We start from the raw sequence: 19,550 nt of genomic DNA, 5'->3' as shown, positions 1-19,550 counted from the left end.
TCTACCCGATGCCTCCTCTCATCGGTCTAGAACTTCGCCCAAGCTTTTCGCCGTCGCGGCGCGTTCCACCCAGCTGTTGAGCAGGTCGGCGTCGGTGCACTCGCGGATCCGTGCTTCGGCCTCGTCGGGGACCCGGATGCGCCGCGCCCGCAGCATTGTCAGCAGCGCCCGAGCCTCTCCTGTGGCCTCTCCATCGGCCTTCCCGCGCGCGTAGTACCGCCGTGCGAAATCGCTCTTGTACTCGTACGTGCCGGTCGTCATGAGGCTCTCCAGGAAGTGCCGGGCCGCCACAGGCATGACAGCGGTTACCAGGTCAAGATACATTTCGCCGTTCGGGCCGTCGAGTACGTGCTCGACGAGAGTGGTCAGAATGGCGTCGCGTTCGGGATGCCGCCGATGTGCGATCGCCGACAGGACGGCGAGTTCGGGGTTGTTCGTTGCGGTCGCCGCGTCGGTGACCACCGGGACTTTGTTCGGACTGACCACCAAGGGCCGGAGCGTGCACCCTGGCGCGATGCCGATGGGTCTGCCGCACCGGTCGGCGGTGCGTTCGTTCGGGCACAGCACCAAGAGCGCGGTGCGGCAGCGCAGGCGGGCTCGCAAGGTCGTCAGGTAGACGGGCCAGCTCCAGTGTTTGTCCGGATCCGGTTTCAGCTGGACCTCGATGATGACGGCCAGCACCGGTGACGTTCCGGATGTCAGCACCACGACCGCGTCCGCTCGGTACTCGGTCGGGTCGATGTCCGGGAAGTCGCCGCAATCCAAACGGACGTTGTCGAATTCGGGTAGCGGATCGTCCGACACGTAACCGAGTAGTTCGGCGGCAAGACGCGGTCGGTGCCGGAACAGGTCGATCATTACTTCGTGCAGGACGGTGGGCATGCGCAGAGGCTATAACCGCCCGCCGACAGGGTTTCAGGAGGCTTCATCGGCGGACTTGCCTTGCGGCGGTGTGGATTTCGCAGTATTGCACCGGCGGGGTGAAGTGTCGGTGATTTACACAGGTGTCCACCTCGGTGGGTAGCTGGGGCGTGTCCGGGGAACACGCGTTTCCTTCGGTGAACCTATCGGCGTCGGCGCCTAGGGTGTGGGGATGGCCTCATTGTCGGATCCCAAGGTGCGCGAATTTCTGAGCCATGGCACGCGGACGGGCAAGGTCGCCTTCGTGGCGTCCGATGGTCGTCCCGTTGTCACGCCGGTGTGGTTCTTCGTCGAAGGCGAGGAGATCGTGTTCAACACCGGGAAGGAGACCGCCAAGGGCAAGGCGTTCGTGCGCGACGGCCGGGTTGCCCTGTGCGTCGATCTGGAGGAGCCGCCGTACGCGTCGATCCAGATTCAGGGTGTCGTGACGATGTCGGAGGATCCGGACGAACTGCTGCGCACCGCCACGGTCCTCGGCGGGCGGTACATGGGTGAAGATCGAGCCGAGGAGTTCGGCGAGCGCAACGGCGTTCCCGGCGAACTCGTGGTGCGGTTGCGTCCCACGAAAGTGATCGCCCACTTCGACGCCACCGCCTGACCGGCCGTATCGGTGTCGCGCGGTAACTCTGCGGGGCTCGCCGGGCAGATCGGTGGCGGCCGTGTCCGCGCGGGGGCTGGCCATGGCTCGCTGGGCATGACGGTGGTGCGGAGGCACACCCTAGACTCGCCCGCATGACCGTGCACTTCATCGGGGCCGGGCCGGGCGCCGCGGACCTGCTGACCGTCCGAGCGGTCACCCTCCTGCGCACCTCCCCGGTCTGCCTCTACGCGGGCACCTACCTCGACCCCGAGGTCCTGTCGCACTGCGCGCCCGGCACCGAACTGATCGACACGCAGCGCCTCGACATCGAGCAGATCACCGCCCATCTCGTTCGCGCTCACGAATCCGGCCGCGACGTGGCTCGTCTCTGCTCCGGCGACCCATCCCTCTACTCGGCCCTCACCGAGCAGACCCGCCGCCTCGACACCCACGGCATTCCTTGGGACGTCACCCCCGGCGTCCCCGCCTACGCCGCCGCGGCCGCGCTCCTCGGCGCCGAGCTCACCGTCCCCGAGCTCGTGCAGTCGGTCGTGCTCACCCGCACCCGGGCCCGCTCCACCGCCATGCCGGAATCCGAGGCGCTGGCCAACTTCGCCCACACGGGCGCGACCCTCGTCCTGCACCTGGCCATCACCCGCATCCGGACGCTGGCCGCCGAACTCGTCGCCGATTACGGAGCCGACTGCCCCGTAGCGGTGGTCTACCGGGCAAGTCAACCCGGGCAGCTCGTCCTGCGCGGCACGCTCACCGGCATTGCCGACCAGGTCGAAGCCGCCGACCTGCGGCAGGCAGCCGTCATCCTCGTCGGCCGCGCTTTGACCCCCGCCCTGTCGTGCGCGAGCTCCCACCTGTACGACCCCGGCCGCGACCGTCACTCGATGCCTGACGGATCCGGGCGTCGTTGATCACCGGAACCTGTGTTGAAAAGCCTTGCGGTACTTGGCGATTCACCTCGACGGCGGGACGATTCGAAGCCGGCGCGGCGAAGCCGAACAGGAACCGTACTGGCACAAGAACGTACCGATACCCCGCTAGAGGCTCCCCGGACGGCACCGGTTCCGGCGGAAAACGGCGAAAACTCGGCGCGGACCCCGTCGGTGCTGGTAGAGAAGGCGAAGCGGGCTGTGCGCCACGGCGTATCCGGACCGTGTCGCGGAACGAGCCTCCCGCCGATCGGGTCTCGCGCCGGGAAGGGTCCTGGACGAAACCCCGTCCGAAAACCGTGAGCTGGGTCGCCATGTGACAACCGCTACACCGCGGCCGGCAAACTCGGCCCGAAGGCCCTGCCAGGCGTGATGTTCCGACGCTATGGATCTTGGTTGGTCGCTCAGGGTAGGCGCGGGTAGATTGTTCCGGTGATCAGCGAGAAACATCCCGGCTTTGCCGGTCGGTGGGTAGTGGGCGCGGTCGGGCCCATGTAACAAGATCGGCCGTCTGGACAGATAGTGCCAGTGAACTTTTTTGCTTGATTGATATGAGAACTGAACCCGGGGACGCAGGCGCCACGCTGTGAAAGGTGAGCGTCCTGTCCGGGTGTCGTCGGGGAGCGCTTGCGTGGTGTTCCGGAAGCGAGGTTACGGTTGGACCGGCTGGATTTCGGCGGGAACGGCGAAGCTGGTGGCGAATACTTCCCGCTGTCGCCCGCACAGCTGGGCATCTGGTATGCCCAGCACGTCGATCCGCAGGTGCCGATCAATATCGCGCAGTACGTCGACCTGCGCGGTGACCTCGACGTCGCCGCGCTGGAGCGTGCCAGCCGCGAGGCCGCGCTCGAGCTCGGCTCCGGCTACCTGAAGATCGTCGAGCGCGACGGTCAGCCGTTCCAGACGATCGACACCACGCAGGACTCGACGCTCGAGTACGTCGACCTGCGCGCGGCCGCCGATCCGGAAGCCGCCGCCCTCGAGTGGATGCACGCCGAGTACAGCCGCCCGCTGGACATCGTCGGCGATCGCCTGATCCGTGCCGCCGCCCTGCGGCTCGAGGATTCCCGCTGGTTCTGGTACTCGCGCGCGCACCACATCGCGCTCGACGGCTTCGGCGCGATGACCTTCGTCACCAGGATCGCCGAGCACTACACGGCCGCGGTGAACGGCGTCGAGCCCGCCCCGGCCAAGGCCGCCGATCTGAAGTCGCTGCTCGAGTCGGAGCTCGCCTACCGCGACAGCGCCCGTTTCCAGTCGGACAAGGAGCACTGGGCCGAGCGGGTCGCCGGTCTGGAAGAGGGCTCCAGCCTGGCCGGTCGCTCGGCGCCGCCCGCCCCGGTCAACGGTGTCTCCAGCGCCGCGCTGTCGACCGAGCAGGACGCGCTGCTCGCGGAGGCTGTCGCCCGGCACGACAACTCGCCCGCCGGCCTGCTCATCGCCGGTTTCGCGACCTACCTCGCGCAGCTGACCGGTGTCGAGGACGTGATCCTCAGCCTCCCGGTGACCGCGCGCACCACGGCGACGATGCGCCGCTCCGGCGGTGTGGTCTCCAACATCGTGCCGCTGCGGTTGCGGGTCGGGCACGACACGACAGTCACCGAGCTGCTGAAGTCGGTGACGGTGGAGGTGTCCGGCGCGCTGCGCCACCAGCGCTACCGGCACGAGGACATCCGCCGCGACGCGGCGGGCGACGGCGTGGTGACCACGGAGTTCTTCGGCCCGTGGGTGAACATCATGCTGTTCCACAGCGAGATGAACCTCGGCCCGATGGTCGGCCAGCTGAACCTGCTGTCCACCGGCAGCATCGAGGACCTGGGCGTCAACTTCTACCAGTCGGTGGCGGGTACTCGATCGCACATCGACTTCGAGACCAACCCGAACCTCTACACCGACGACGAGGCGCGCGCCCATCACGGCCGGTTCCTGGAGTTCTTCGAGCGGTTCCTGGCCGCCGACGCCGAGGCGCGGGTCTGGGACCTGCCGGTGACCACGGCCGCGGAGCGTGAGACCACGCTCGTCGAGTGGAACGACGCCGAGCAGGATGTTCCCGACACCACGCTGGCGGCGTTGCTGGACGCGCAGATTCCGCTGAGCCCGGACGCCATCGCCCTGGACTTCGAGGGCCGGACGCTGACCTACGCCGAGTTCGGCGCGCGGGTGAACCGTTTGGCGCGGTTGTTGATCGCCGACGGCGTCGGCCCGGAGTCGCTGGTGGCGCTGGGCATGCGGCGGTCGCTGGAGCTGGTCATCGGCATGCACGCGGTGCTCAAGGCCGGTGGCGCGTATGTGCCGATCGATCCGGATCATCCGGCCGATCGCACGGCCTACATCCTGGAGTCGGCCGATCCGGTGTGCGTGCTGACGGTTTCGCACGACGAGCTGGAGCTGCCGGAGTCGGTGCGGCGGGTGCAGATCGACACCCTGGATGTGTCGGCGTTCTCCGACGCGCCGGTGACCGATGCCGATCGGCTGGCGCCGTTGCGTCCGGCCAACACCGCCTATGTCATCTACACCTCGGGTTCCACGGGCAGGCCCAAGGGTGTGGCGGTCACCCATCACGCGATCGTCAACCAGCAGCTGTGGATGCTCGACGAGTACCGGCTGACCGCCGACGATGTGTACCTGCAGAAGACCGCGACCACGTTCGACGTGTCGCTGTGGGGTTACTTCCTGCCGTTGATGGTCGGCGCGAAGCTGGTCGTCGCCGCACCCGACGGGCATCGCGATCCGCTGTATGTGGCACAGATGATCGAGCGGCACGGCGTGACGGTCACCGACTTCGTGCCATCGATGCTGACGGTGTTCGTCGCGCATGCCACCGCCGAGCAGTGCGCGACGCTGCGCGCGGTGTTCGTGATCGGTGAGGCGCTGCCGCCGGAGACGGCCGCCGGCTTCCGCGCGATCACTTCGGCGGGCCTGCACAACCTCTATGGCCCCACCGAGGCCGCGGTCTCGGTGACGTACTGGGAGGCCACCGCCGCCGACACGGTGACGGTGCCGATCGGCATCCCGGAGTGGAACGTCGAGGTCTACGTGCTGGATTCGCGGCTGCGTCCGGCCGCGATCGGGGCACCGGGTGAGCTGTACCTGGGCGGACGCCAGCTGGCCCGCGGCTACCGCGGCCGCCCCGACCTGACCTCGGATCGGTTCGTGGCCAACCCGTTCGGCACGAACGGTGAGCGCATGTACCGCACCGGCGACCTGGTGCGGTGGAGTCCCGCTGGGACGCTGGAGTACATCGGTCGTACCGACTTCCAGGTGAAGTTCCGCGGTCAGCGGATCGAGCTCGGTGAGATCGAGACGGTGACGTTGGCTCATCCCGCGGTGAGTCAGTCGGCGGTGCTCGTGGTCGATACCGCGACGGGTCAGCAGCTGGTGGCGTATGTGGTGCCCGCGCCGGGTCTGTCGATCGATCCGGTGGAGCTGACGCGCTTCGCGGCCGATCAGCTGCCGAGCTACATGGTGCCCGCCTCGGTGATGGTGCTGGACGCGTTCCCGCTCAACACTTCCGGCAAGCTGGATCGTAAGGCGTTGCCGGAGCCGGTGTTCGCCGCGGACGCCGGGTATCGGGCGCCGCGGACACAGGCCGAGCAGATCGTGGCAGGGATCTTCGCCGACGTGCTGAGCAGGCAGCAGATCGGCATCGACGACAACTTCTTCGATCTGGGCGGCAACTCGCTGGTCGCGACGCAGGTGGTGTCGCGGATCGGTGCGGCGTTCGGCACGCAGATCGGTGTGCGGGCGCTCTTCGAGACTCCGACGGTCGCCGGTATCGCCGCGCGCGCGGAGACCGCGGGCCCCGGTGAGGGTTCGCGTCCGCCGCTGGTGGCCCAGCAGCTGCCCGCGCGGGTGCCGCTGTCGCTGGCACAGCAGCGGATGTGGTTCATCAACCAGTTCGATCCGGCTGCGCCGACCTACAACCTGCCGTTCGTGGTGCGGTTGCGCGGGCGCGTCGACGTCGCGGCGTTGAAGGCCGCGCTCAACGATGTGATGGCGCGCCAGGAATCGCTGCGCACGGTGTTCCCCGAGTCCGGTGACGGCGGCTATCAGCAGGTCGTTCCGGACGACGAGATCAATTTGGCGATCTCGGTGCAGGCGATCGACGAGTCCGAGCTGGCCGGTGTGCTCACCGAGTTCGCCAGCCTGGGCTTCGATGTGGCGCGTGAGTTGCCGATCCGGGTGCGGATCTACCAGGTGACGGGCGGGTCGACCAACGGAACGCCCGATCACGCGGTCGCTTTCGTGGTGCATCACATCGCGGCCGACGGTTTCTCCTTCGGTCCGCTCTCGCGCGATGTGGCCAGCGCGTATCTGGCGCGCGCCGCCGGCGAGGCTCCCGCGTGGGCGCCGCTGCCGGTGCAGTACCAGGACTACAGCATCTGGCAGCGCGAACTGCTCGGCTCCGAGTCCGATCCCGGCTCGATGGCGGCCCGCCAGATCGCCTACTGGCGACGCCAGCTCGGCGGCTTGCCCGACCAGCTCGACCTGCCAACGGATCGGCCGCGTCCGCCGGTGCAGAGCTTCCGCGGCAGCACGGTGCGTTTCGACATCGACGCCGAATTGCACACCGCCCTCACGAGTCTGGCGCGCGCACAGGGCGTCAGCCTCTTCATGGTGGTGCACGCCTCGCTCGCGGTGCTGCTCGGTCGCCTTTCCGGCACCAGCGACATCGCGATCGGCACCCCGATCGCGGGCCGTGGCGAGCAGGCGCTCGACGACCTGATCGGCATGTTCGTCAACACCCTCGTGCTGCGCTCCGACGTGGACAGCGCGCAGCAGTTCACCGACTTCCTCACGCGCACAAGGGAAACCGACCTCGCGGCGTTCGCCTACGCCGACGTGCCTTTCGAGCGACTCGTCGAGGTGCTCAACCCGACCCGCTCGCAGGCCAGGCACCCGCTGTTCCAGGTGATGCTCTCCTTCCAGGAGATGGCGCACGGCGCGCTCGAGCTACCGGGTCTCTCGGTGACCGCCACCGAGCTCGAGGTCGACATCGCCAAGTTCGACCTGCAGTGGACCATCACCGAGGAACGCGGCGGCAACGGCGAGCCCGGCGGCATGACCGCGGCGGTGCAGTTCGCCACCGACATGTTCGACGCGGAGACGGTGACCTCGTTCGCCGAACGCTTCGTGCGCATCCTGCGCAGCGTCGTCGCCGATCCCGCGGTCGTCGTCGGCGAGATCGACGTGCTCGCCGCCGACGAGCGGCTCGCCGTCTCGCGCGACTGGGTGTTCTCCGGCGCGGACGGCGGCACGGGACGCTTCGCCGAGCCCGACGCCACCTTGGTCGCGCTGTTCGATCAGGCGGTCGCCGCCTACCCGGATCGGGTAGCGGCGCGTTTCGGCGCGGAGTCGCTGACCTACGCCGAGCTGGATCGGCGCGCGAATGTGTTGGCGCGCAGGCTGATCGCCGATGGCGCGGGTCCGGAGTCGCTCGTCGCGGTGATCTTGCCGCGCTCGATCGAGCTGGTCGTCGCGCTGCTCGCGGTGGTGAAGACCGGTGCGGGTTACGTGCCGGTGGACCCGACCTATCCGGCGGACCGGATCGCGTACGTGCTGTCGGATTCGCGTCCGACCAGCGTCGTCATCGACTCCTCGGTCGACGTGGCCGTTCCGGACGAACTGCCGACCGTGGTGCTGGACGAATTCGCCTCCGGTGAAACCGATTTCGCCGATACCCCGATCACCGCCGCCGACCGCTCCGCGCCGCTGAACCCCGGCAACGTCGCCTACGTGATCTACACGTCGGGTTCGACGGGTCGTCCGAAGGGTGTGGCGGTCGCGCATCGGAATGTGGTGCGGTTGTTCGCGAATACGGATCGTGATTTCGGTTTCGGTCCGGATGATGTGTGGACGTTGTTCCACTCGTACGCGTTCGACTTCTCGGTGTGGGAGTTGTGGGGTCCTCTGCTGTTCGGCGGCACGGTCGTGGTGGTGGATTACTTCACCTCGCGTTCCCCGGAGCAGTTCCTGGAGCTGCTGCGCGAGGAGCGGGTGACCGTTCTCAACCAGACTCCGTCGGCGTTCTATCAGCTCGCCGAGGCCGACCGCACCGCGGGATCCGACGGCCCGCCGCTGTCGCTGCGTTACGTGGTGTTCGGCGGTGAGGCGCTCGAGCTGCGTCGTTTGTCGGATTGGGTTGCCCGCCACGGCGCTCCGTTGGATGGCCGCTCCGCAAGCTCCGCGGCTGGTTCGCCGGTGCTGGTCAACATGTACGGCATCACCGAGACCACGGTGCACGTGTCCTTCCGTGCGCTGGACGCGGCGACGATCGAAGCGGCTTCCGGCAGCATCGTCGGCCGCGCCATCTCCGGGCTCGGCGTCTACGTCCTGGACAACCGGCTCCAGCCGGTTCCGGTCGGCGTCGTCGGCGAAATGTATGTCGCCGGACCGCAGTTGGCGCGCGGCTACCTCGGCCGTCCCGACCTCACCACGGCCCGCTTCGTGGCCAACCCGCTCGCCGACGCCGCCACCGCGGGCTCGCGCCTGTATCGTTCCGGCGACCTGGCGCGCTGGAACCGTTTCGGCGAACTCGAATACCTCGGCCGCGCCGACGACCAGGTCAAGGTGCGCGGTTTCCGTATCGAGCTCGGCGAGATCGAAGCCGCCGTCCTCGAACAGCCCGGTATCGCGCAGGCCACGGTCATCGTGCGCGAGGACCAGCCCGGCGGCCAGCGCATCGTCGCCTACGTCGTGGCCGAACCCGGCGTTGAGCTCGACCTCGACGAGGTCCGCCGCACCGCATCCGACCGGCTGCCCGCCTACATGGTGCCCTCGGCCTTCATGGCCCTGGACGCGATCCCGCTGACCGTCAACGGCAAGCTGGACCGCCGCGCGCTTCCCGCGCCGGTGTTCGAGGTGCGCGAATTCCGCGCTCCCGCGACGCCGATCGAGGAGATCGTCGCCCAGGTCTTCGCCGACGTGCTCGACCTGCCACGGGTCGGCGTCGACGACGACTTCTTCGATCTCGGCGGCAACTCCCTCATCGCCACCCAGGTCGCCTCCCGCGTCGGCATCGCCCTCGACACCCGCGTCCCGGTGCGCATGCTCTTCGAGGCGCCCACCGTCGCCGCGCTCGCCGCCCGCGTGGAATCGCAGGCAGGCGACGGCGCGCGCAAGGCGCTGGTCGCCCGCGAGCGGCCCGACGAGGTGCCGCTGTCGCTGGCTCAGCAGCGCATGTGGTTCCTCAACCGCTTCGACACCTCCTCGGCGGTCAACAACATCCCGGTCGCCATCCGGCTGTCCGGCGAGCTCGACGTCGCCGCACTCCAGGTCGCGGTCATCGACGTCATCGACCGGCACGAGTCGCTGCGCACCGTCTTCCCGGAGACCGAGGGCGGCCCGGTGCAAGTGGTCCTCGACGCGGCCCAGATCGTGCCCGACCTCACGCCCTACCGGGTGACCGAGGAGACCCTGCTCGACCACCTCATCGATCTGGCCACCATGGCCTTCGACGTGACCAGCGAAGTACCGCTGCACGCACGGCTTTTCGAGATCAGCGAGACCGAGTACGTGCTCGGCATGGTGGTGCACCACATCTCCGCCGACGGCTGGTCGATGGGTCCGCTCTCGCGCGACGTCATCGTCGCGTACGCGGCCCGCACCACGTGGGAAGCGCCGACCTGGGCCGAATTGCCGGTCCAGTACGCCGATTACGCGCTCTGGCAGCGCGAGATCCTCGGCTCGGAGGACGACCCGCGCTCGCTGATCTCCAGCCAGATCAGCTACTGGACCCGCGAGCTCGCCGACCTGCCCGACGAGCTGGTACTTCCGTCCGATCACCCGCGTCCCGCGGTCGCCTCCTACCAGGGCGGCACCTACGCGTTCGTGATCTCCGGCGAAACCCAGCGCGCCCTGGTCGAATTGGGCCGCCGCTACAACGCCTCGCTGTTCATGGTCATGCACAGCGCTCTGGCCGTGCTGTTGGCGCGGGCCAGCGGCACCTCCGACATCGCCATCGGAACGCCGGTCGCAGGCCGCGGTGAGGCCGCGCTCGACGACCTGATCGGCATGTTCGTCAACACCCTTGTGCTGCGCACCGAGGTGAACGGCGCGGGCACCTTCGCCGAGCTGCTCGACCACGCCAGGGACACCGACCTGCAGGCGTTCGCCCACTCCGACGTGCCGTTCGAGCGGCTCGTCGAGGTGCTCAACCCGGCCCGCTCGCAGGCGCGCCACCCGCTGTTCCAGGTGATGCTGGCCTTCCAGAACACCAAGCAGGCCACCCTGCAGTTGCCCGGCCTCTCGGTGCACGGCGTCGACTACGACGCGCGCCTGGCCAAGTTCGACCTGCAGCTGACCCTGCAGGAGACCCAGGACGAGCAGGGCGAGGCCGCGGGCATGTCGGCCGAGTTCTCCTACGCCCTCGACCTTTTCGACGAGTCGACGGTCGCCGGTTTCGCGCGCCGCCTGGACCGCATCCTCGCGGCCGTCATCGCCGACCCGGACGTGCCGATCGGCGACATCGACCTGCTCGCGACCGAGGAGCACGCGCAGGTCCTGGTCGACTGGAACGACACCGCCAACGCGGTGCCCGCGGAGACGCTGGTCTCGCTGTTCGACAAGCAGGCGGCGGCCGGCCCGGACGCCACGGCGCTGGTCTACGAGGACGAACAGCTCACCTACCGTGAGCTCCAAGAGCGCGCCAACCGCATCGCCAGGGAACTGATCGCCTCGGGCGTCGGCCCGGAATCGCTGGTGGCGCTCGCCATGCGGCGTTCGACCGAGCTGGTCGTCGCGATGTACGCGGTGCTCCAGACCGGCGCCGCCTACGTGCCGCTCGATCCTGATCAGCCCGCCGACCGCATCGGCCACATCCTCGACACCGCGCGGCCAAGCCTGGTGCTGACCACTCGCCGCGACGGGTTCGTCACCGACGACGCGGTGGCCTCCCGGTACGTCGAGGATCTGCCCGCTTCCGCGCAGAGCTCCGGCGCGCCGATCACCGACGCCGAGCGGGTCCGCCCGCTGCGGCCGGGGAACACCGCCTACGTCATCTTCACCTCCGGCTCGACCGGTCGGCCGAAGGGCGTCGCGGTCAGCCATGCCGCGATCGTGAACCGCCTGCTGTGGATGCAGCACGAGTACCCGCTCGGCGCCGACGACGCCGTATTGCAGAAGACCCCCGCCACGTTCGACGTGTCGGTGTGGGAGTTCTTCTGGCCCTTGCAGACCGGCGCGAGGCTGGTCGTCGCGAAGCCGGACGGCCATCGCGACCCGGTCTATCTCGCGCGGATCATCGCCGAAAAAGGCATCACCACGGCGCACTTCGTGCCGTCGATGCTCTCGGTGTTCGTCTCGACGCTGGGCAACTCGGCACCGGGCGAGGAGAACGGCGACACCGCGGCACTGCCCGACTCGCGTCTGCGTCAGGTTTTCGCCTCGGGTGAGGCGTTGCCCGCGCCGACCGCGCAGCGGTTGCGTGAGCTGACCGGTGCGCGTCTGCACAATCTGTACGGCCCGACCGAGGCGGCGGTCGACGTGACCTATCACGAGGTCGTCGATGCCGATGAGGTGTCGGTGCCGATCGGTCGTCCGGTGTGGAATACCCAGCTCTATGTGTTGGATTCGCGGTTGCACCCGGTCGCTCCCGGTATCGCGGGTGAGTTGTATCTGGCGGGTGATCAGCTCGCGTTGGGGTACTTGGGTCGCAGCGACCTGACGTCCGACCGTTTCGTGGCCAACCCCTACGGCCCGTCTGGTTCGCGGATGTATCGCACGGGTGACTTGGTCGCCTGGACCGAGCAGGGTGAGCTGGAGTATCTGGGCCGCACGGACTTCCAGGTGAAGTTGCGTGGTCTGCGTATCGAGCTGGGTGAGATCGAGGCGGCGTTGCTGGCGCAGCCGGGTGTCGCGCAGTCGGTGGTCGTGGTGCGTTCGGACCAGCACGCCGGTGATCAGCTGGTGGGTTACGTTGTCGCCGAGGCGGATTCCGTCATCGACGCGACGATGGTGAAGGCGGGTCTCGCCGCGTCCCTGCCCGGGTACATGGTGCCTGCGGCGCTGGTCGTGGTGGACGCGTTCCCGGTCAACGCCTCCGGCAAGCTGGATCGCAAGGCGCTGCCCGCACCGGTTTTCGAGGCCAAGACTTTCCGCGCGCCGTCCACGCCGATCGAGGAGATCGTCGCGGACATCTTCGCCGATCTGCTCGGCGTCGCCCGAGTCGGCGTCGACGACGATTTCTTCGAGCTCGGCGGCAACTCGCTGGTCGCCACCCAGGTCGCGGCGCGACTGAGCAAGGCGCTGGACGCCGAGGTCGGCGTGCGCACGCTCTTCGAAGCGCCCACCGTCGGCGCGCTGGCCGCCCGGGTCGAATCGCACGCCGGCACCGGCGTGCGCCAAGCGCTCAGCGCCCGCACCCGCCCGGAGTATCCGCCGCTGTCGCTCGCCCAGCAGCGCATGTGGTTCCTCAACCGCTTCGACCTCGGCACCGAGCCGGGCGCGGCGGCGGGCACCTACAACATCCCGGCCGCCGTCCGGCTGCGCGGCCTGCTGGATCTGAGCGCGCTGCGCGGTGCGCTCGGCGACGTGATCGCGCGGCACGAGTCGCTGCGCACCGTGTACCCGTCGCAGGAGGGCGTCCCCTACCAGCGGGTGCTCCCGTCCATCCATGCCATCCCGGAGCTGGACCTCGTCGAGCTCGCCGAGACCGAGATGTATGGCGCGCTCTACGAATTCGTGAACCGCGGTTTCGACGTCACCGCCGAACCGCCGGTGCGCCTTCGCATCTACGAAGTGGGCGAGCGCGACTACGTGCTCGCGGTCGTGGTGCACCACATCGCCGCCGACGGCTTCTCGATGCGGCCGCTGGTGCGCGACCTGATGACCGCCTACGTGGCGCGCACCTCGAATTCCGAGCCCGGCTGGCCGCCGCTGGCCGTCCAGTACGTCGATTTCGCGCTCTGGCAGCGTGAAACCCTCGGCGACGAGGACGATCCCACCTCGCTCATCTCCGAGCAGCTCGACTACTGGCGCGAGGCGCTGGCCGATCTGCCCGACGAGCTGCGCCTGCCCGGTAAGCCGCGCCCGACCGTGGCCTCCTACGAGGCGGGCACGCACCGCTTCCGTGTGCCGGGCGAGCTGATCGACGAGCTGAACCGGGTCGCGCACGCGAACGGCACCACGCTGTTCATGGTGGTGCACAGCGCCTTCGCGACGCTGCTCTCGCGCCTGTCCGGCGCCGACGACATCGCCATCGGCATCCCGGTGGCGGGCCGCGGCGAGCAGGCGCTCGACGACCTCGTCGGCATGTTCGTCAACACCCTGGTGCTGCGCACCCAGATCGACACCGCCGCTTCGTTCACCGATCTGCTCGCTCAGGTCAGGGAACGCGACCTGCAGGCGTTCGCGCACGCGGACGTGCCGTTCGAGCGGCTGGTCGAGGTGCTCAACCCGGCTCGCTCGCAGGCGCGGCACCCGCTGTTCCAGGTGATGCTCTCGTTCCAGAACATGGGCCGCACGTCGCTGGAGCTGCCGGGCCTCACGGTGTCCGAACTCGGCATCGATCAGCCGACGGCCAAGTTCGACATGCAGCTCACGCTGAGCGAGGTGCCGGGTGGCGCGTCCGAGATGGACGCCGAACTCGTCTACGCCACCGACCTTTTCGACGTCGCCTTCGCCGGCGCTTTCGGCGCCCGGTTCCTGCGCGTGCTGCGCGGGATCGCCGCCGCGCCGTCGACCGCGATCGGTGACATCGAGCTGCTCGACGCCGCCGAGCGCGCGCTGGTGCTGAAGCAGTGGAACGACACCGAATTCGCGGTGGACGCGGCGCTCGCCTCGCCCGTTGGCGACGACGCGGCCACGCTGGTCGCGCTGTTCGAGGCGCAGGTCGCGCGCACTCCCGACGCGATCGCGCTCACCTTCGAGGGGACGAGTCTGTCCTACGCCGAGTTCGCGAGCCGGGTGCACCGCCTCGCCCGCTGGCTCAAGCAGAACGGCGTCGGCCCGGAATCGTATGTGGCCCTCGGCATGCGCCGCTCGCTCGACCTGCTGGTCGGCATGTACGCGGTCTCCGCCGCCGGTGGCGCGTACGTGCCGCTCGACCCGGACAACCCGGTCGAGCGCATCGAGCACATCCTCGAGACCGCGGGCCCCGTCTGCGTGCTGACCTCCGGCGCGGATCTCGGCGTCGCGCTGGCGCGCCAGGTGCGCATCGACGAGCTGGATCTGTCGGCCTACTCCGACGAGCCGCTCACCGACGCCGACCGGCACCGGCCGCTGCGCACCGGCAACACCGCGTACGTGATCTTCACGTCGGGTTCCACCGGTCGTCCCAAGGGCGTCGCGGTCTCGCACGCCGCGATCGTCAACCGCCTGGTGTGGGGCCACGCCCAGTACGGCCTCGCCGCCGACGACGTGGTCCTGCAGAAGACCCCGGCGACGTTCGACGTGTCGGTGTGGGAGTTCTTCTGGCCCTTGCAGGTCGGTGCGCGCCTGGTGATCGCCAAGCCGGACGGTCACCGCGACCCGGCCTACCTCGCGCAGCTCATCATCGACGAGCAGATCACCACGGCGCACTTCGTGCCGTCGATGATGTCGCTGTTCGTCGTGGAGCCGCGCGCGGCCGAATGCACCGGTCTGCGCAACGTCTTCGCCTCCGGCGAGGGCCTGCCCGCGGTCACCGCGCAGCGCCTGCGCGAGCTGACCGGCGCGCGCCTGCACAACCTGTACGGCCCGACCGAGGCGGGCGTCGAGGTGACCTTCCACGAGGTCACCGCCGCCGACACCGTCACCGTGCCGATCGGCGCCCCGGTGTTCAACACCCAGGTGTACGTGCTGGATTCGCGCCTGCGGCCGGTGCCGGTCGGCGTGCCCGGCGAGCTGTATCTGGCGGGCGCGCAGCTGGCCTACGGCTACGTCACCCGTCCCGATCTGACCACCGAGCGCTTCGTCGCCGACCCGTTCGGCCACGGCGTGCGCATGTACCGCACCGGCGACCTGGTGGCCTGGACGCCCGCCGGTGAGCTGGAGTACTTGGGCCGCACGGACTTCCAGGTGAAGCTGCGCGGTCTGCGCATCGAGCTGGGCGAGATCGAGGGCGCGCTGACCGCGCTGGGCGAGGTCTCCCAGTCGGTGGTCGTGGTGCGCACCGACGAGCGCACCGGCGACCAGTTGGTGGCCTACCTCATCGCGCAGCCCGGCACCGCCATCGATATCGAGCGGGTGAAGTCCGCGCTCGCCACGCAGCTGCCCGCCTACATGGTGCCGGCGGCCTTCGTGGTGCTCGACGCGTTCCCGCTGAACACCTCGGGCAAGCTGGACCGCAAGGCGCTGCCGGAGCCGACGTTCGAGGCGAAGGTCTTCCAGGCGCCGGTCACCCCGGTGCAGCAGATCGTGGCCAGCGCGTTCGCCGACGTGCTCGGCATCGAGCGGGTCGGCTTGGACGACGACTTCTTCGGCCTCGGCGGCAACTCGCTGGTCGCGACCCAGGTCGCGGCGAGGCTCGGCGAGGCGCTGGACACCCAGATCCCGCTGCGCACCCTGTTCGAGGCGTCCACGGTCGCCGCGCTGGCCGCCAAGGTGGAGTCGGCGACGGGCTCGGGCGCCAAGGCGCCGCTGGTCGCGCAGCCGCGGCCCGAGCTGGTGCCGCTCTCGCTGGCGCAGCAGCGGATGTGGTTCCTCAACCGCTTCGACAACCGCACCGCGGTGAACAACATCCCGGTCGCCATCCGGTTGACCGGCAGGCTCGACGCCGTCGCGCTGCAGGCCGCGATCCGCGACGTGATCGCGCGCCATGAGGCGCTGCGCACCGTCTACCCGGAGGTGGAGGGCGAGGGCTACCAGCGCGTCCTGCCCGCCGACGAGGTGCGTTTCGACCTGGCGACCGAGTGGGTGCCGAGCACCGAACTGCCTTCGCGCATAGTCGAACTGGCGAGCGTGCACTTCGACGTGACTAGCGAGATCCCGTTCCGCGCGGACCTGCTCACGGTCGACGAACGCAGCCACGTCGTGGTGCTCGTCATGCACCACATCAGCGCCGACGGCTTCTCGCTGCGTCCGCTGCTGCGCGACGTGGTGGTGGCCTACACCGAGCGCGCGGGCGGGGAAGCGCCCGGCTGGGCGCCGCTCGAGGTGCAGTACGCCGATTACACGCTGTGGCAGCGCGCGGTGCTCGGTTCCGAAGACGACCCGGAGTCGGTGGCGGCAAAGCAGATCGCCTACTGGACCGAGCAGCTGCGGGATCTGCCCGATCAGATCGAGTTGCCCGCCGACCGGCCGCGTCCCGAGGTTGCCTCGAATGCCGGTGGGTTGCACGCGTTCTACGTGGACGCAGAGCTGCATCGCGCGCTCGAGGAGGTGGCGCGCGCGCACGGCGTGACGTTGTTCATGGTCGTGCACGCGGCGTTGGCGACGTGGGCGGCGCGGCTGTCCAACGGCACCGATATCGCGATCGGCACGCCGATCGCGGGCCGCGGTGAGCGCGCGCTGGACGATCTGGTCGGCATGTTCGTCAACACGCTGGTGTTGCGCAACGAGATCGATCTCGGCGGCAAGTTCAGCGATCTGCTCGAGCAGGTGCGTCGCACGGACCTGGCGGCGTTCGCGAACGCCGACGTGCCGTTCGAGCGGCTGGTGGATGTGCTGAGCCCGGCGCGTTCGCAGGCGCATCATCCGCTGTTCCAGGTGGGTCTGACCTTCGAGGCCGCCTCGGCCGCCGACATGGGCACCGTCGCGTTGCCCGGCTTGAACCTCGATGTCGTCGAATTCGACGCGGGGACCGCGAAGTTCGATGTGCAGCTGACCGTTGGCGAGTCCCGCGACGGTGGGCTCGCGCTGTCCTGGAATTACGCCAGCGAGCTGTTCGACGCTGAGACGGTGTCCTCGTTCGCCGATCGGTTGGTGCGGATTCTGCGCGCCGTGGCCGAGGACCCGGCCGTGGTCGTCGGTGATATCGATCTGCTGGGTGAGGCCGAGCGGCTCGATGTTTCACAGCGCTGGGCATCGGCGGGCGCGGACGCCGGTGTCGGCCGGTTCGCTGAGACCGGGGTGACGCTGGTCGAGTTGTTCGATCAGATGGTCACCGCGCATCCGCATCGGATCGCGGCGCGTTTCGGTGGAGACTCCCTGAGCTACTCGGAGCTCGATCGGCGCGCGAATGTGCTGGCGCGCAGGCTGATCGCCGATGGCGCGGGGCCGGAGTCGCTGGTCGCGGTGATCCTGCCGCGCTCGCTGGATCTGGTGGTCGCGCTGCTGGCGGTGGTGAAGACCGGTGCGGGTTATGTGCCGGTCGATCCGACCTATCCGGCGGACCGGATCGCGTACGTGCTGTCGGACTCGCGTCCGACAAGCGTGGTGCTCGACTCCACGGTCGAGGTCGAGATCCCGGCGGGTCTGCCCTCTGTGGTGCTCGACGGATTCGCGGTGGAGACCGGCAATGTGGTCGACGCCGACGACGCGCCCGTCACCGACGCCGATCGCCGTGCCGCGCTGACCCCGGACCATGTCGCCTACGTGATCTACACGTCGGGTTCGACGGGTCGTCCGAAGGGTGTGGCGGTCGCGCATCGGAATGTGGTGCGGTTGTTCGCGAATACGGATCGTGATTTCGGTTTCGGTCCGGATGATGTGTGGACGTTGTTCCACTCGTACGCGTTCGACTTCTCGGTGTGGGAGTTGTGGGGTCCTCTGCTGTTCGGCGGCACGGTCGTGGTGGTGGATTACTTCACCTCGCGTTCCCCGGAGCAGTTCCTGGAACTGCTGCGCGACGAGCGCGTGACGGTGCTGAACCAGACCCCGTCGGCGTTCTACCAATTGGCCGAAGCCGACCGCAATGCCGCCGCGGACGCCGCGCCGCTGTCGCTGCGTTACGTGGTGTTCGGCGGTGAGGCGCTCGAGCTGCGTCGTTTGTCGGATTGGGTTGCCCGCCACGGCGCTCCGTTGGATGGCCGCTCCGCAAGCTCCGCGGCTGGTTCGCCGGTGCTGGTCAACATGTACGGCATCACCGAGACCACGGTGCACGTGTCCTTCCGTGCGCTGGACGCGGCGACCATCGAAGCCGCTTCCGGCAGCATCGTCGGCCGCGCGATCGCGGGACTGAAGGTGTACGTGCTCGACAACCGGCTGCGCCCCGTGGCGGTCGGTGTCGCCGGCGAAATGTATGTCGCCGGACCGCAGTTGGCGCGCGGCTACCTCGGCCGCCCCGACCTGACCGCCGCGCGTTTCGTGGCCAACCCGCTGGCGAACCCGAATGATTCGGGTTCGCGCCTGTACCGCTCCGGCGACCTGGCGCGCTGGAACCGTTTCGGTGAGCTGGAGTACCTGGGTCGCGCCGACGATCAGGTCAAGGTGCGCGGTTTCCGTATCGAGCTGGGCGAGATCGAGGCCGCGGTGCTGGCCCAGCCGGGTATCGCGCAGGCCGCGGTCATCGTGCGCGAGGACCAGCCGGGCGATCAGCGGATCGTGGCCTACGTCGTCGCCGAACCCGATGTGGTTCCCGACCTCGACGTGGTGCGTTCCGGTGCGGCCGAGCGGTTGCCGTCCTACATGGTGCCTTCCGCGCTGGTGCGCCTGGAATGGATCCCGCTGACCGTCAACGGCAAGCTGGACCGTCGCGCGCTGCCCGCGCCCGCCGCCCAGGCCAGGGCGTTCCGCGCCCCGGTGACGCCGGTGCAGGAGACGGTGGCCGCGGTGTTCGCCGAGGTGCTCGACCTGCCGAGGGTCGGCGTCGACGACGACTTCTTCGATCTCGGCGGCAACTCGCTCATCGCCACCAGGGTGGTGTCCAGGATCGGCGCGGCGCTCGGTACCTCGGTGCCGGTGCGCACGCTGTTCGAGGCGTCCACGGTGGAAGCCCTCGCCGCCCGGGTGGAATCGCACACCGGCGGCGACGGTCGCGCACCGCTGGTCGCGCGCAAGCGCGCCGCCGACGAACTGGTGCCGCTGTCCTACGCGCAGCAGCGCATGTGGTTCCTCAACAAGTACGACACCTCCTCGGCCGCCTACAACCTGCCGATCGCGATCCGGATGTCCGGCGCGCTCGACATCGAGGCGCTGCGGCTGGCGGTGGCCGACGTGGTGCGCAGGCACGAATCGCTGCGCACCCGCTACCCCGAGCACGGCGGCACGCCGGTGCAGGTGATCGTCCCCGCCGAGGAGATCGCGCT

4 protein-coding genes (1 of these 4 only partly in view) are annotated in these 19,550 nt (G+C 69.0%); 3 read left to right on the top strand and 1 reads right to left on the bottom strand.

The window, feature by feature from the left end; all coding sequences use genetic code 11:
• Positions 1 to 18: 18 nt before the first annotated feature.
• Positions 19 to 882 carry an RpnC/YadD family protein gene (locus NX1_RS01365; protein WP_068052317.1) on the bottom strand — a complete coding sequence of 288 codons (864 nt, stop codon included), beginning with the start codon at positions 880 to 882 and terminating at the stop codon, positions 19 to 21.
• Between the two features lie 211 nt (positions 883 to 1,093).
• Here NX1_RS01365 and NX1_RS01360 point away from each other — a divergent pair, with 211 nt between their 5' ends.
• From NX1_RS01360 to NX1_RS01350, 3 genes are all read left to right on the top strand, one after another.
• On the top strand, positions 1,094 to 1,519 hold the full coding sequence (locus tag NX1_RS01360; protein ID WP_068052312.1) for a PPOX class F420-dependent oxidoreductase: 426 nt from the start codon (positions 1,094 to 1,096) through the stop codon (positions 1,517 to 1,519).
• 134 nt (positions 1,520 to 1,653) lie between these two features.
• A complete protein-coding gene (cobM, locus tag NX1_RS01355) occupies positions 1,654 to 2,427 on the top strand; it encodes a precorrin-4 C(11)-methyltransferase (RefSeq protein WP_068052309.1) in 774 nt (257 codons plus the stop codon).
• 675 nt (positions 2,428 to 3,102) lie between these two features.
• On the top strand, positions 3,103 to 19,550 hold the 5' end (the start) of the coding sequence (locus tag NX1_RS01350; protein ID WP_068052307.1) for a non-ribosomal peptide synthetase. It continues 20,785 nt past the right edge of the window; 16,448 of the gene's 37,233 nt are visible here — the first part of the coding sequence; its start codon is at positions 3,103 to 3,105; the stop codon falls past the right edge of the window.

It is taken from the genome of Nocardia xishanensis NBRC 101358 (assembly GCF_001613365.1).
In the GTDB taxonomy this organism is placed as follows: Bacteria; Actinomycetota; Actinomycetes; order Mycobacteriales; family Mycobacteriaceae; genus Nocardia; species Nocardia xishanensis.
Note: the sequence above shows the minus strand (reverse complement) of the source record. Positions and strands in the feature narration are given on the sequence as shown.